Annotated in this window: 12 protein-coding genes; 3 read left to right on the plus strand and 9 right to left on the minus strand. The window is 29.4% G+C overall.

Annotated elements, in window-relative coordinates:
- Window positions 1-334: 334 nt before the first annotated feature.
- From ACRDBA_RS03015 to ACRDBA_RS03035, 5 genes are all read right to left on the minus strand, one after another.
- A complete protein-coding gene (locus ACRDBA_RS03015) occupies window positions 335-1,390 on the minus strand; it encodes a Fe(3+) ABC transporter substrate-binding protein (protein WP_438571454.1) in 1,056 nt (351 codons plus the stop codon).
- Between the two features lie 210 nt (window positions 1,391-1,600).
- Complete coding sequence (locus tag ACRDBA_RS03020) at window positions 1,601-4,222, minus strand: calcium-translocating P-type ATPase, PMCA-type (protein WP_438571455.1); 2,622 nt, start codon at window positions 4,220-4,222, stop codon at window positions 1,601-1,603.
- A gap of 164 nt (window positions 4,223-4,386) precedes the next feature.
- On the minus strand, window positions 4,387-5,649 hold the full coding sequence (locus ACRDBA_RS03025; RefSeq protein WP_438571456.1) for a cytosine deaminase: 1,263 nt from the start codon (window positions 5,647-5,649) through the stop codon (window positions 4,387-4,389).
- Between the two features lie 11 nt (window positions 5,650-5,660).
- The gene (codB, locus tag ACRDBA_RS03030; protein WP_438571457.1) at window positions 5,661-6,923 is read right to left on the minus strand and encodes a cytosine permease; all 1,263 of its coding nucleotides are present in this window, start codon (window positions 6,921-6,923) and stop codon (window positions 5,661-5,663) included.
- Between the two features lie 302 nt (window positions 6,924-7,225).
- Window positions 7,226-7,966 (minus strand): SDR family NAD(P)-dependent oxidoreductase, encoded by a 741-nt coding sequence (locus tag ACRDBA_RS03035; RefSeq protein ID WP_438571458.1) that lies wholly within the window; start codon window positions 7,964-7,966, stop codon window positions 7,226-7,228.
- Between the two features lie 107 nt (window positions 7,967-8,073).
- Between ACRDBA_RS03035 and ACRDBA_RS03040 the strand changes: the two genes are divergently transcribed.
- Window positions 8,074-8,820 carry a tRNA 2-thiocytidine biosynthesis TtcA family protein gene (locus ACRDBA_RS03040; protein WP_438571495.1) on the plus strand — a complete coding sequence of 249 codons (747 nt, stop codon included), beginning with the start codon at window positions 8,074-8,076 and terminating at the stop codon, window positions 8,818-8,820.
- Window positions 8,821-8,896: 76 nt separating this feature from the next.
- Here ACRDBA_RS03040 and ACRDBA_RS03045 read toward each other — a convergent pair whose 3' ends face one another.
- Window positions 8,897-10,261 (minus strand): MATE family efflux transporter, encoded by a 1,365-nt coding sequence (locus ACRDBA_RS03045; protein WP_438571459.1) that lies wholly within the window; start codon window positions 10,259-10,261, stop codon window positions 8,897-8,899.
- A 245-nt stretch (window positions 10,262-10,506) separates the two neighbouring features.
- Between ACRDBA_RS03045 and ACRDBA_RS03050 the strand changes: the two genes are divergently transcribed.
- Window positions 10,507-11,103, plus strand: a complete 597-nt coding sequence (locus ACRDBA_RS03050) for a chromate transporter (RefSeq protein WP_438571460.1) — start codon at window positions 10,507-10,509, stop codon at window positions 11,101-11,103.
- 3 nt (window positions 11,104-11,106) lie between these two features.
- Complete coding sequence (locus ACRDBA_RS03055; protein WP_438571461.1) at window positions 11,107-11,667, plus strand: chromate transporter; 561 nt, start codon at window positions 11,107-11,109, stop codon at window positions 11,665-11,667.
- Between the two features lie 31 nt (window positions 11,668-11,698).
- Here ACRDBA_RS03055 and ACRDBA_RS03060 read toward each other — a convergent pair whose 3' ends face one another.
- From ACRDBA_RS03060 to ACRDBA_RS03070, 3 genes are all read right to left on the minus strand, one after another.
- Complete coding sequence (locus ACRDBA_RS03060) at window positions 11,699-12,292, minus strand: GNAT family N-acetyltransferase (RefSeq protein ID WP_438571462.1); 594 nt, start codon at window positions 12,290-12,292, stop codon at window positions 11,699-11,701.
- Window positions 12,293-12,368: 76 nt separating this feature from the next.
- Window positions 12,369-14,306: an ABC transporter permease gene (locus ACRDBA_RS03065; RefSeq protein WP_438571463.1), complete on the minus strand. Its 1,938-nt coding sequence runs from the start codon at window positions 14,304-14,306 to the stop codon at window positions 12,369-12,371.
- Window positions 14,299-15,066 (minus strand): ABC transporter ATP-binding protein, encoded by a 768-nt coding sequence (locus tag ACRDBA_RS03070; protein ID WP_438571464.1) that lies wholly within the window; start codon window positions 15,064-15,066, stop codon window positions 14,299-14,301. The genes ACRDBA_RS03065 and ACRDBA_RS03070 overlap by 8 nt, the downstream gene beginning before the upstream one ends.
- Window positions 15,067-15,152 lie beyond the last annotated feature (86 nt).

Here is a 15,152-nt window from a genome sequence, read left to right on the forward strand (position 1 = left end):
TTTAAACAAATTTGTTACTATATCAAATGTAGGCATTAAAACCATTAATACTGCTACTATACTTAATATAGTCCATATATTTAAATTTTTCTTAAATACCTTATTTAAATTTTTCATTTTATCACTTCCTATTATTAAAATTTATTTCTTTCCTCCATAGCCTTCATTTAAAATTACTATTAAAATTAAATGATAATTAGATAAACTAATAAGCTAACAATAAATATTAATTTATTACTTTATCTAATACATTTTTTAAACATATGTCCATGTTAGCTTAACTTAAGCTAACATGGACACTTTTAAAACATAAGCTTATTTTAAATAAGCTTTATTATTTCCATCCAACCTTGTTCATTATTTCAACTGCTTTTGCATTGTATTCACCTAATAATGAAAGATTAATATCTTGAGGTTTAAATTCTCCCCATGATTTTAATAATTCTGAAGCTTCCACTGCTGGGTTTGCTGGGTATTCAAAGTTTGTTTCAGCAAATTCCTTTTGAGCCTTTTCTGATGATAAGAATTCCATAAACTTAATAGCATTTTCTTTGTTCTTACTATTCTTTGTTAATCCAATAGCACTAACGTTTATGTGAGTTCCTGTAGTTTCTTGGTTAGGGAAGAATACTCCTACTTGTTCACCAACCTTAACTTCTTCTGGATCTGTTGAATTTAATAGCTTACCAACATAGTAAGTATTCATTATTGCAACATCACCTTCTCCTGCAACTACTGCCTTAGCTTGGTCTCTATCGCTTCCCTTAGGGTCTCTTGCAAAATTATTTACAAGTCCTCTTGCCCATTCTTCAGCCTTTTCTTCACCATCAATAGCAATTAATGATGCTAATAATGATTGGTTATATATATTGCTTGATGATCTTGTTAAAATCTTTCCATTCCACTTATCTTCTGTTAAAGCTTCATAAGTTGATAATTCTTCTGGATTTACTCTTTCTTTATCATAAACTAATACTCTTGCTCTAACTGCTAATCCAAACCAGTTATTATCTACATCTCTTAAATTTTCTGGTATATTAGTATTTAAAACCTTTGACTCTACTGGTTGAAGTAATCCCTTATTTTTAGCTGCATCTAATCTTCCAGCATCAGCAGTAATAAATAAATCTGCTTCTGTGTCAGCTCCTTCTCTTTCAAGTCTTTCTAATAACTCATCTGGATTACCTTCAACAACATTGATTTTCACTCCAGTTTCCTTTGTAAATTCATCATATAAAATATCATCTGTATCATAATGTCTGCTTGTATATAAATTTAAAACTCCTGCTTCTTTATTTTCTTCAGTAGCTCCATTTCCTGAACATCCTACAAATAGTCCTACTGATAACATACATGCCATTACTGACGCTAATAATTTCTTTCTTTTCATCTTTATCCCTCCGTTAATTTTTTCATATATTTAATTTCGTATTATATCTTAATTTAAATGATAAGTATAATCTATTGATAATAATTATTATTTACAACTATAAATTATCATATAAATTTATCTATGTCAACAAAAATGATAATTATTATCATTTGTTTTTTACCCATAAATAAAGCTATGAAAATAAATTCATAGCTTTACAAAATATAATTACCCTCTTTTAAATAACTTGCTTAAATCCATTATAGCAGTTGAAATTAATGCTAACCCTAAGCATATACCTATTTGTGTAAGTTTAAATGTATCTGGTATTTCGAAAACTCCACGAACTCCTGGAATTAATACTAAACAATACAATACTAAACATACTCCTACTGCTCCAAGAACGTATTTATTTGTAAATAAGCCTAACTTTAATAATGTATCCTTATCTGATCTTGCTGCTAGAGTTTGGAATATTCTAGCTAGGGTAACAGTTGAAAATGCCATAGCTGCTCCTAATATAGGTGATGTTTTATTTCCTATAAATTGAGCTATTATAACTACTATACCTATGATAATCCCTCTTAAAAGTACTGCCTGCCAAGTTCCACCTTGTAAAATACCTTCATCCATATCCCTTGGTGGATTATCCATAATATTCTTTTCTGCTGGTTCAAGACCTAACGCAATTGCTGGTAATGAGTCATTAATTAAATTAATAAATAATAATTGTAATGCTGTAAATGGATTTGCCCAGTTAACTATTACTGCAAATAATATTGCTATTATTGCACCTAAGTTACCTGCAAATAAGTATGTAATTGCCTTTTTAATATTACTATAAACAGTTCTTCCTACTTCAACTGCACTTACTATAGTTGCAAAGTTATCATCAGTTAATATCATTGCAGATGCATCCTTAGCTACATCTGTTCCACTTCCCATTCCTATACCTATATTAGCTTGCTTTAATGCTGGAGCATCATTTACACCATCTCCAGTCATAGCTGTAATCATACCTTTCTTTTGCCAAGCCTTAACTATACGTATTTTGTTTTCTGGCGATACTCTTGCATATACTCTTATATGTTCTAAATCTTTATCTAATTCAGGTTCTGATAAGGCATCTAATTCTTTTCCTGTTAAAGCCTTATCTCCTTCACTCATAATTCCAATATCCTTAGCAATAGCTGCTGCAGTAGTCTTATGGTCACCTGTTATCATTATTGTCTTTATTCCAGCTCTATTTGCTTCCTTAACGGCATCATAAACCTCATCTCTTGGAGGATCTATCATTGCCATTAATCCAACTAACGTCATATCAACTTCATCTTCAAGGCAAGGGACAAAGTTTTCATCTGGAACATCTTTTATAGCAAAAGCTAAAACTCTTAATGCTCTATCTGAAAAATCTTCATTTGTTTTCTTATAAGCTTCTAATACTGCATCTGTCATTGGAACATGGTCACCATCATCTAAAGCTTCCTTACAACGACTAAATACCACATCTGGTGCTCCCTTTGTAAACATAATAGCATTGCCATTTATAGAGTTTACCGTGGACATAAGCTTTCTATCTGAATCAAATGGAATTTCATTTAATCTATCATACTTATCTCTTATTTCTTTATAATCTATTCCTCTTTTTTCTGCATATCTTAATAAGGCTACTTCTGTTGGATCTCCAATTTCCTGTCCTGTTTCTGTAATTTCTGAATCATTACATAAAGTAGAACCTAAATCTATTGCCTCTACTTGTGGAGAATCCTCTGTATCTGCTGCTACTTCTTCCTTTGACATTCCATACATAAAGAAATCAACAACAGTCATTTTATTTTGTGTTAATGTTCCTGTTTTATCTGTACAAATTATACTTGTGGAACCTAGTGTTTCAACGGCTGGAAGCTTTCTAACTATAGCTTGCTTTTTAGCCATATCCTTAGTTCCAACTGCAAGAACAATAGTAACTATTGATGATAATGCCTCTGGAATTGCTGCTACTGCTACTGCAATTGCAAACATAAATGAATCAAAAACAAGCGTTTTTAACTCTCCACCACCTATATATCCTCTAAATACTTGAACACCAAATATTGCTGCTGCAAGTATCATTATAAATATTCCAAGCTTCTTTCCAAAATCATCTAACTTTTGTTGTAATGGAGTTTGCTTATTTCCTGCTGTTTCAAGTAAAGTAGCTACCTTACCCATTTCAGTATTCATTCCTGTTTGAGTAATTATTAGCTTTCCTCTACCATAAACTACAGTTGCTCCACTAAAGACCATATTTCTTTGATCTCCAATACCAACTTCCTCAATTATTTTATCAGTATGCTTTAATACTGCCTCTGCTTCACCAGTTAACATACCTTCTACAACCTTTAATGTTTGTGCCTCTATAAGACGACCATCTGCTGGTATATAATCACCAGCTTCTAAAAATACTATATCTCCAACCACCAGTTCTCTAACTGGTACAGTGAGTTTATTTCCATCTCTCAATACTTTTGCATTAGGTGATGAAAGTTTCTTTAAACTATCTAATGAACTTTCTGCCTTTCTAGTTTGAGTAACGCCTAATACTGAGTTTAATATAACTACCACAAATATTATTAGTGATTCTACCCACTCTCCTAAAAAAACTTGGACTACAGCTGCAATAAGTAAAATTATTACTAGTGGATCCTTAAAGCTTTCTAAAAACATCTTCCAAATAGGTGTTTTTTCACCTTCTTTTATTTCATTATATCCATATTTATCAATTCTAGATTTTGCTTCAGAGCTTGATAACCCTTGTTCTGGAGTATTTTGCTCTTTTATAACATCTGTAAACTCTTTTCTATAAGCCATAACTAACTCCCCTCTACTAAAAACTTAAATAAATTACTTATAATTTCATCTTATTATTTTCTTAGTATTACCTAGTTATTCTTATATTATTAATAAAATTATTCTTCACTATATTTTTACATAAAAAAATACCTCACAAGTAAATTTACTTATGAGGCAAAATATTATTTTTGGAAGTTTATTTCTTCTTCTCCGTTTATATAAACATGAGTTTTTGTTATTTCAGTATTTGCTATAACTTTACCATTTCTTATTGAATAAGCTACTGGTACTTGTCTTCTTATAGCATCATATGGATTTTCTGCTGGTAATATAATTAAGTTTCCTGGTTTACCTTCTTCTATTCCATATTGATCTTGTATATGTAATGCTCTTGCACTATTATTTGTTATTAAGTCAATTGATTCATTTATTTGACCATATCCCATTATTTGACATACATGAAGTCCCATATGAAGTACTTGTAGCATGTTTCCTGTTCCTAATGGATACCATGGATCAAATATATCATCATGACCAAAGCAAACATTTATGTTGTCTTCTAACATTTCCTTAACTCTAGTTATACCTCTTCTCTTTGGATAAGTATCAAATCTTCCTTGAAGATGTATATTAACTAATGGATTTGCTACAAAGTTCATTTTAGACATTCTTAAAAGTCTAAATAATTTATAAGCATAAGCATTATTATATGAATGCATTGCTGTAGTATGACTTGCAGTTACTTTTTCACCCATATTGTTTTCATAAGCCTTGCAAGCTAATACTTCTATAAATCTTGATTGCTCATCATCTATTTCATCACAATGAACATCTATTAATGTATCGTATTTTTTAGCTAATTCAAATATTTTTTCTATAGATTGAACACCATATTCTCTTGTAAATTCAAAATGAGGTATTGCTCCTATTACATCTGCTCCTAACTTTACAGCTTCCTCTACAAGCTCTAATCCATTAGGATAAGAAAGTATTCCTTCTTGAGGAAAGGCAACTATTTGTAATGTAATAAAATCTTTTAACTCTTCTCTTAATTCCACCATAGCCTTTAAAGCTACTAAGTTTGGATCTGTTGTATCTACATGAGTTCTTATATATTGAATACCATTTGCTATTTGCCATTTTATAGCTGTTCTTGCTCTATTTTTAACGTCCTCTTTAGTTAATAATTCCTTTCTTTCAGACCATCTTTCTATTCCTTCGAATAATGTTCCACTTTCATTCCACTTTGGCTCTCCAGCTGTTAATGTAGTATCTAAGTGAACATGTGGCTCTACAAAAGGAGGTAATACTAAGCTTCCTTTAGCATCTATAACTTCCTCACTATTAGCACTTAAGTTTTCCCCTATTTTAGTGATTTTTCCGTTTTCAATTAATATATCTACTAAATTTTCTTTTTCTCTAAGCTTAGCATTTTTTATTAACATAAAAATCCCTCCTAATTATTTACTATTTCTTTTTTATCCTTTGCTAATTGTGTAGCCTTACTTGTTGCTACATAAACTACTATAGCTACTATAACTGAATTTATTGGTGCTATTCCTGGTAAAATCATAGCTGCTATAACACCTACTAACCATGAAAATACTGCAACTAAATTTACATTCATAAATTTAACCTTGCTCATTTCAGCATACTTACCTTTATTTAATATAAAGTAATCTGCTATTATTACACCACCTACTGCTGGCATAAATGAGTTTAAGAAGTTTAACCATCCCATAAAGTTGTTGTATAAAAACATTGCTAGTAATGTTCCTATTATACCATTAACTATAACTAATTTGTTTTTTGGCATTTTAGTAATATTTGAAAACCCTAATCCTGATGCATATAATGCATTATCATTAGTTGTCCATATGTTTAATCCTAGTATTATTATTGCAGGTATTATTAATCCTTGCATAAACATTACTTCTGCAATGTCAGCTTGTCCAGTAACCATTGCACCTACAGCTCCAAATATAAACATTAATGAATTTCCTATTAAGAAAGCTATTATTGTTGTTGATACTGCTGTCTTTTTATTTTTTGCAAATCTAGTAAAGTCAGGAGTAAGCGTCCCCCCACTTATGAAAGATCCTACGCATAGAGCTAATGCAGCTCCCATTGTCATTGTCTGTTGTGGTTCTATCGCTAATAATCCACTAAATCCACCTACTGTTCCAACTGCTTTAAATACTGATATTGAACCTAATATTGCTATTGCTGGAACTGCTATCATACTTAATATTGTTAATGACTTCATTCCAAAGTAAGCTGTTGCTGTCATTAATAAACCTGAAACTACCACTAATACTCCTACATCAATTCCTGTAACCTTTGAAACTGGTATTGCAAACATAGCAACTCCAACTCCAAACCAACCTATTTGTGTAGCACTTAATAAGAATGATACTAAGTATGAACCTTTTTCTCCAAATGAATATCTAGCTAATAAATGTGTAGAAAGTCCTGTATCTCCAGCTATATATGCTAAAAGTCCCGTATAAGCACAAAGTATTAAGTTTCCTAAGAATACAGCTACTAAGAAATCCTTTATTCCTAGGCTTGTCCCTAAAGTTCCCCCTGTTAACATACTTGCTGAGAAGAATGTAAATCCTAACATTACAACTAGCATTGATAAAAACCCTTTTTTGCTGCTTTGACTTACAGCCTCTAGTGAAAAATCGTGATCTTGGTGATTATTATTCTTTGACATTTTTGTCCTCCTAGTAATTCTTAGATTACTATTAGTACCTACAAAAAAAGCTTTCTACCTAGATGGCAGAAAGCTTATATAGGAATATAGATTTACCCAATCTATATAAAAAACCTATTTCGCAAACCTTGCCAGCTTCTCTGAACTGAATTAAAGGTACCAATATATCTCTTTTATTATTGAGTTAATTATCACACCTATGTTGAAATTTGTCAAAGGAATTTTTATCCTATATTAAATTCTTTTTATATTAATATTTTTTACATATTTTTATTATTTTATTAATAACTTATTTATAAATTTTAATTTTCACTCCAAAAATCATCTGAGTTATCATAAATCATTTTTTTAGTCATTCCACCATCTATAACTAGGTTTGCTCCATTGATAAAATCATTACCTTCTTCTGATAAGAATATACAAGCATTTACTATATCAGATGGTTTTCCTACTCTTCCAGATGGATGTTGCTTATGATCTACTTCCTTTAACTCTTCATACCCATCAACTTGTATCCAACCTGGACTTATAGCATTTACTGTAATTGGAGTATCTCCAAGAGAAACTGCTAATGTATTAGTTAATGAAACTAACCCTCCTTTAGAAGCTCCATATGCTTCCCAATTAGCTTCATTTTGATTCCATCTAGTTGATGCTATATTTATTATTCTTCCATAATCCTCACCTTTATTTGCATTAATAAACTCTTTACAACAAATAAAGCTTCCTCTTAAGTTAACATTTATTACATTATCAAATTCTTCTACCTTAATATCTAAAATAGATTTATTAAACTTACTTATAGCTCCATTATTAACTAAAACATGAATAGCTCCATATTTTTCTTTTACTAACTTAAAAACTTCTTTAATTTCATCTTCACTTTTTAAATCAGCCTTATAAAATTCTATATTTTTATCTTCAAAGCTTTTCCCTACTCTATCTACAGCTATTACATTATATCCTTTTTTAGCAAATCCAATTGCTATATGATATCCTATTCCCCCTGCTGCACCAGTTACTAATGCTACCCTCTTACTCATAAACTACCTCCAAATATTCAATTAAACTTAAAATTACTATATGTTATAATATTCTTACCGTAATTATAACAGTTTGTTATTATGTTTAGGAGGTAAATCAAATGACAATGCAAAAATTGCTTAGTAAGACTAGGCAAGCAATAAATGATTTTGACATGATAAATGATGGTGATAAGGTGGCTGTTGGGCTTTCAGGAGGAAAGGATAGTATAACCTTACTTCATATCCTAAAAAACTTTCAAAAGTTCTCCCCTAAAAAGTTTGAATTAATTGCAATTACTTTAAATCCAGGTGGAGTTGATAATAGCCCTTTACATAGATTATGCAAAAATATAGATGTTCCATTTTATGAAATTCAAACTGATATAGGCAAAATAGTTTTTGATATAAGAAAAGAAAAAAATCCTTGCTCCCTTTGTGCAAAGCTAAGACGTGGTGCTTTAAACTCTGCTGCAATGGATCTTGGATGTACTAAAGTGGCATTAGGTCATCATAAAGACGATGCTGTTGAAACCTTTGTTATGACTATGTTTTATGAGGGAAGAGTTAATTGCTTTTCACCTAAATCATATATGGAGAAATTTAATTTAACTATAATAAGGCCTATGGTTTATATTGATGAGTATATGATAAAAAAAGCTGTACGTGAATATAACTACCCAATAGTAAAAAATCCATGTGAAGCTGATGGACATACAAAAAGACAAGATGTCAAAGAATTAATTAAAAACCTTGGCGGAGATTTTCCTAACTTAAAAGACAAGTTATTTTCTGCATTAAATAACTCTGAACAACTATTTATTTGGGATAAAGAATCTATTAATAAGGATAACTCAGTTATTACAAAAAATTAGCTTATGCTAACTAAAAAAGCTATCATAAGGACAATTATCCTTATGATAGCTTTTCATTTCATATTTTTAACATACATTAATATGGCTTTTTCTTAAAGAAGTATATTACTATTCCCATTGTAATTATTTCTGCAAATATTACTGATGACCATATACCATTTTCTCCGAAAATCATAGGTAATACTATAACTCCTACAATTAATACAACTAAACTTCTTGATGCTGCTATTGTAGCTGACTTAAGAGGTTCATTTATAGCTGTATAGTACATAGATGCAACAACATTAAAGCCTGTAATCACCATTGCAATTGCAAAGAAATCTATAATTTTAACGGCTAAATCATGTACTGCTTTATCTCCGCCAACAAACATATACACAATCTTGTCACCAAAGCTTATTAAAACTCCTGCAAGTATAACCCCGGCTACTAAGCTCGCTGTAATCCCTATTTTTTTGAAAGCCTTTATTCTTTTTATATTGCCACTACCTTTATTAAAGCTTACTCCTGGATTTATTGCTGATGCAATTCCAAAGAATATTGCTATTGCAATCCATGCGGCATAATTAGCTACACTATATGCAGCTACACCCATTGTTCCTATTTCTCTCATTATTATTATGTTAAAGATAAATCCACTTACTCCAACAGATATATTACTTAATAATTCTGATGAACCATTAAACATCATATCTCTTATATCTTTAAAATTAAAATTAGGCTTAACTATTTTCCATGAAGATTTTAATAATATAAATATAGTCATTGCTATCATAGGCATAACCTGTGCTATTCCTGTAGCTATTGCAGCTCCCTTTATTCCCATATTAAATTCAGCTATAAAAATATAATCTAATACTATGTTTATTACAGAACCTGTCACTGTACATATTATTGGAAAAACAGGAAAACCATCGTTTCTTAAAAACATATCTAACGTAAAGTTAGCTAAGTATGGAACAAAGAATAATGATATTATTTTTATATATGTAGCTACTAACTCATGAGTATCTATATTTGCCCCCATTAATGTTGCAAAGGTACCATTAAATAAAAATCCAACTACAGTTGAAACAAGAGAAATTGATAAAATAATAGTAACTGTAACTGTAAAGAAATTATTACTTTCCTTTATATTTTCCTCTCCTCTTTTTATATTGGCTAAGGTAGCTCCCCCCATTGCAATCATTACACCTACACCATATAAAACATTTAAAAGTGGCATTGATAAGTTAATTGCAGCTAATGCATTAGAACCTACAAATTGTCCTACAAAAATACCATCTATTATTCCTGCTGATGTCATTGCTAACATTCCTAAAATTGCAGGTATTGCATAATAAAAGAATATTTTTACTACACTATCTTTTCCTAAATCTATCTTGCTATTTCTATTAAGCTTTTCATTATCATCATAACTACTTAAATTCTGTTCTTGCATATAATCCTCCCTAAAGCTTTTAATCTATGAAGATTATAAAGTATAGAGTAACTTTATAGTCAATATATTTTAACTTTTTTCTTAAATATATTATCATTTAATTACAAACTTTATACATTTTCTTCTTCATCATAAGTATTTCATTATATATTTAATAATAATTAAGTATTTTACTAATATGCAATAAACTTTTATAATAATACCATAGATTGCTAAATTATATAATTTGAAGGAGTGTAAATTTAATGAAAGATAAAGATAATAATAACTTAAATATATTATGGAATCTTTTCAAAGCAAATTTCATGTTGAGTGCTTGTACATTTGGTGGCGGATTCGTAATAGTATCTCTTATGAAGAAAAAATTTGTAGAAGAGTTACAATGGCTTGATGAAAGTGAAATGCTTGATATTACTGCTATTGCTCAATCTTCTCCAGGCCCTATTCCTATAAATGCTTCAGTAATATTAGGATATAGAATGAAAGGTTTATTAGGTTCATTAGTTGCAGTTCTTGGTACTACTATACCTCCAGTAATAATTATTTCAATTATATCAGTATTTTATCAACAATTTCGTGAAAATACTATTATTGCAACAGCACTTATTGTAATGCGTGCAGGTGTAGCAGCTGTAATATGTGATGTTGTTATTAACCTTGCAATAAATGTTATAAAAACTAAAAGTATATTATATATTGCCCTAATGATCGTCAGCTTTATAATGACTTACTTTATTGGAATTAGTGCTATGACTATAATTTTACTATGTGTTGGAGTTGGACTAATAAACCTTGTAATAGATATTAATAAGACAAAAAAACAATCAGGAATGGGGTGCTAATAAATGATACTTCAATTATTTTTAAGCTTTATAAAAGTAGGACTTTTTAGTGTTGGTGGCGGATATGCTGCTATACCATTAATACAAAATCAAATAGTAAATATTCACGGCTTAATGACACTTCCTGAATTTGCAGATTTAATCACTATTGCTGAAATGACTCCTGGTCCAATTTCAATAAATTCAGCAACCTTCGTTGGAACTAGACTTGCTGGATTACCTGGAGCTTTAATTTGTACTCTTGGTTGCATTATTCCATCATTTATAATTTGTTTAACATTGGCTCATTACTATTATAAATATCGTAACTTCGGTGGTGTACAAACTATCTTAGCTAGCCTTAGACCTGCTGTTGTTGCTTTAATTAGCTCTGCTGGATTATCAATATTAACATTAGCATTATTCCAAGCTGAAAAAAATGATATTGTTCTTTCTAATTTTAGAGGAGTTGAATTCTTATTATTTGTAGGTGGATTAATAGCCCTTAGAAAATTTAAAGTTAACCCTATTTTAGTTATATTCGGATCTGGTGTAATAGGTACACTAGCTTATACTTTATTATAGAAAAACAGGAGAAGTTAAATTCTCCTGTTTTTTATATATTTTTATTTTCTATTTTATCAAAAATTATATTCCATGCTCTATCATTTTCTTTTTTAAATGATTTTGAATCCCAATTCTTTGGACTATCTCCCATATATGGCTTAAACCCAAACTTTAAATATATATTTAAGGCATCATAGCTTCTAGTTTGAGATGCTAAATATATATAATCCTTATATCCTAAATTATTGTAAATATCTAATACCTTTGTGACTAATGATTTTGCTATTCCTCTTCCACCATGCTTATTTGATACAGCAACCCAATGGATTCTTTGATAAGTTTCTCCAAAGTGATTTCCATCCCATAATGCAGCTGTTCCAACTATTTCTCCATTACTATCCTTAACAAAAACCATTTTATTTTTTAAATCTTCTATTTTAGATAAAAATACATCATTAAATATTTCTTTTCCTTCTTCTATACTTTTAACATGATTTACACTAAACTGTAACTCACTCCAAGAATCTTCATCTCCTAAAGAATAATTACAAAATGAATATCCCTTTGGTAAATCATATTTAGGATAAATCTCAATATCTCTTTTTTCCATTAATACCTTTATATTTACAATACTATTATCCATAAGTAATCTCCTTCCCTACCCAATACTATTTTTATTATATAACAATAGCCCTCAAAATACTTTGAGAGCTACCTAATTATTCTACAATTTTATAATAAACTCTTGCTGTTACAGAATAAACTATTGCATAAATTACTGTAAATATAATTATTGATATTATTGTTACAATCATAAATAACTTTACATTAGTTAAGTTTAACATTGCAAGTAACTTAGTTATTAATGGGAATGCAAATGCGATATGCACTATTGTAAATGCTAGTGGTAAGAAGAATACCATTAAAACTTGATTTTTTATAGTTTTCTTTATTTCTTCCTTACTCATTCCAACCTTTTGCATTATATTAAATCTTTCCTTATCATCATAACCTTCAGAAATTTGCTTATAATATATAATTAATACAGTTGTCATTAAGAATAATAAGCCTAAGAACATTCCTAAAAAGAATAATCCACCATATAATGATAAGAATCCTTCTCTATTTTCTGCTGCAGCATCAACAGATACAAATATTCCTTCAGAAGCAAAAGCTTCTCTTAATTTATTTGATATATTCATTATATCTTCATCACTTGCATTAACATCAATACCTATATTATATTTTGCTTTGGCAGTGTCCCCAATTATATCAATATTATTTGCAATTAATATATATGTCTTTATAATGTCTGGGTTGCTTTCTATAAAGCTAACCTTATTTATTTCTTTCTTTACCTTAAATGACTTTCCTTCAATATTAATATTTTCTTCCCCAAATTTATCTTTTTGTGAAAAAATAATAACTTCATCATCTTCAAGAGTTATGTTTTCTCCCTCCAATCTATTATAATCTGAAAGAGGAACTACCCCTAACATAACTGTACTAGGGTTATATCCATTAAAATCAACTGTAGTAAAGTTTCCATTATCATTTATACAAGCTATTGTACTATTTCTATAATCAATTTTATTTTCTATCTTTACACCATTTTTTTCAATTTCTGAATCAACTATTTTATTTATCTTTTCTATTGTATCAGTTGAAATATCATCTGTACTCATCATAATATTTTGTGGGAATCTATATCTTAATATATCCTCCATTCCAACATATAAGGAAACAGTTGTTGAAAGCATAACGAGTACAGCTGAACTTAATATACATATATTAGCTAATCCTACTGCATTTTGCTTCATTCTATACATCATTCCTGATATACCTATAAAATTCTTAGTTTTATAATAAAACTTTTTATTTTTTCTTAATAGCTTAAGGATAACTATACTCCCAGCTATAAATAAATTATAAGTTCCTATCATAACTAAAATTACTGCAACAAAAAATAAATTTATAGCTATTATTGGATTTTCAACAGTTACAGCTATTCCATAACCTATAGCTAAAGCTATTAACCCAGTTAATGCTATAAACCATTTAGCCTTTGGTTCCTTTTCTCCATGCTGACCACCTTTTAATAATTCTGCTGGATTTGAAACCTTAATTTGAAACAAATTAGATATTAAAGTAACTATAAAAATACCTATAAAAACTATTAATGTTAATACTATTGAAGAAGTTTCTATTGTAAATCCAAACTCAACTTTAAATGCTAGTAACTTTAAAAGTAAAAGAAACATAAGCTTATTTAATATAATTCCACCTATAATTCCAACTACAAAGCTAATAACTGAAATTATTAATGTTTCAAAAATTAATACCTTTGCTATATGCTTTTTTTCAAGGCCTAAAACATTATATAATCCAAGCTCCTTTTTTCTTCTTTTTATCAAAAAGCTATTTGTATAAAAAAGAAATATTGCAGAAAATATCCCCATAACCCATGTTCCTAAGTTTAAAATAATTTTAAGACTTTGTGAGCCATTTACTCCATCTAATCCCTTGTTTATAGAAATTGAATGCATAATATAAAACATTATTATAGTACTTATACAAGTTAATAAATAAGGATAATATGTTTTGCTATTATTCTTTATATTAGTAAATGCTAGCTTTGGATAAAGGCCTTTATTCATTTAAAGCACCCCCAGTAGCTAGTACTGTTAATGTATTTGATATTTTTTCGAACATTTCTTCATTTGACATTGATCCCTTATAAAGCTGATGAAAAACTTCTCCATCCTTAATAAATAAAACTCTCTTTGCATGGCTTGCTGCCTTTGTGCTATGAGTTACCATTAATATTGTTTGACCCTCATTATTTATTTCACTAAAAAGCTTTAATAATTGGTCTGTTGATCTAGAATCTAATGCTCCTGTTGGCTCATCTGCTAATATAAGCTTAGGATTTGTAATAAGTGCTCTAGAAACAGCAGCTCTTTGCTTTTGCCCTCCTGATACTTCATAAGGATATTTTGATAATATATCTTTAATTCCTAGCTTATTTGCAATTGGAGTTAATCTTCTTTCCATTTCATCATATTTAAATCCTGATAAAACAAGTGGTAAAAATATATTATCCTTTAATGAAAATGTATCTAATAAATTAAAATCTTGAAACACAAATCCTAAGTTCTCTCTACGAAATGAAGATATTTGCCCTTCCTTTATAGATACTAAGCTTTTACCATTTAATAAAACCTCTCCTGTTGTAGGCTTATCTAAAGCAGCTAATATATTAAGTAATGTGGTTTTACCTGAACCCGACTCACCCATAATAGCTACATATTCACCCTCTTCTACTGAAAAGGTAACATTTCTTAAAGCATTTACTTGATTGCCCCCAAACCTTGATGTATATATTTTCTTTAAATTATTAACCTCTAATAATGGCATGTAATCATCCTCCTAATTAATTTAACTTATATACTTATTATAAAAATAAAGGAAATGCTAAACCATAATCTTGGCTTACATTTCCC

Origin of the sequence: Clostridium sp. (genome assembly GCF_051654825.1) — a bacterium.
Lineage (GTDB): Bacteria > Bacillota > Clostridia > Clostridiales > Clostridiaceae > Clostridium.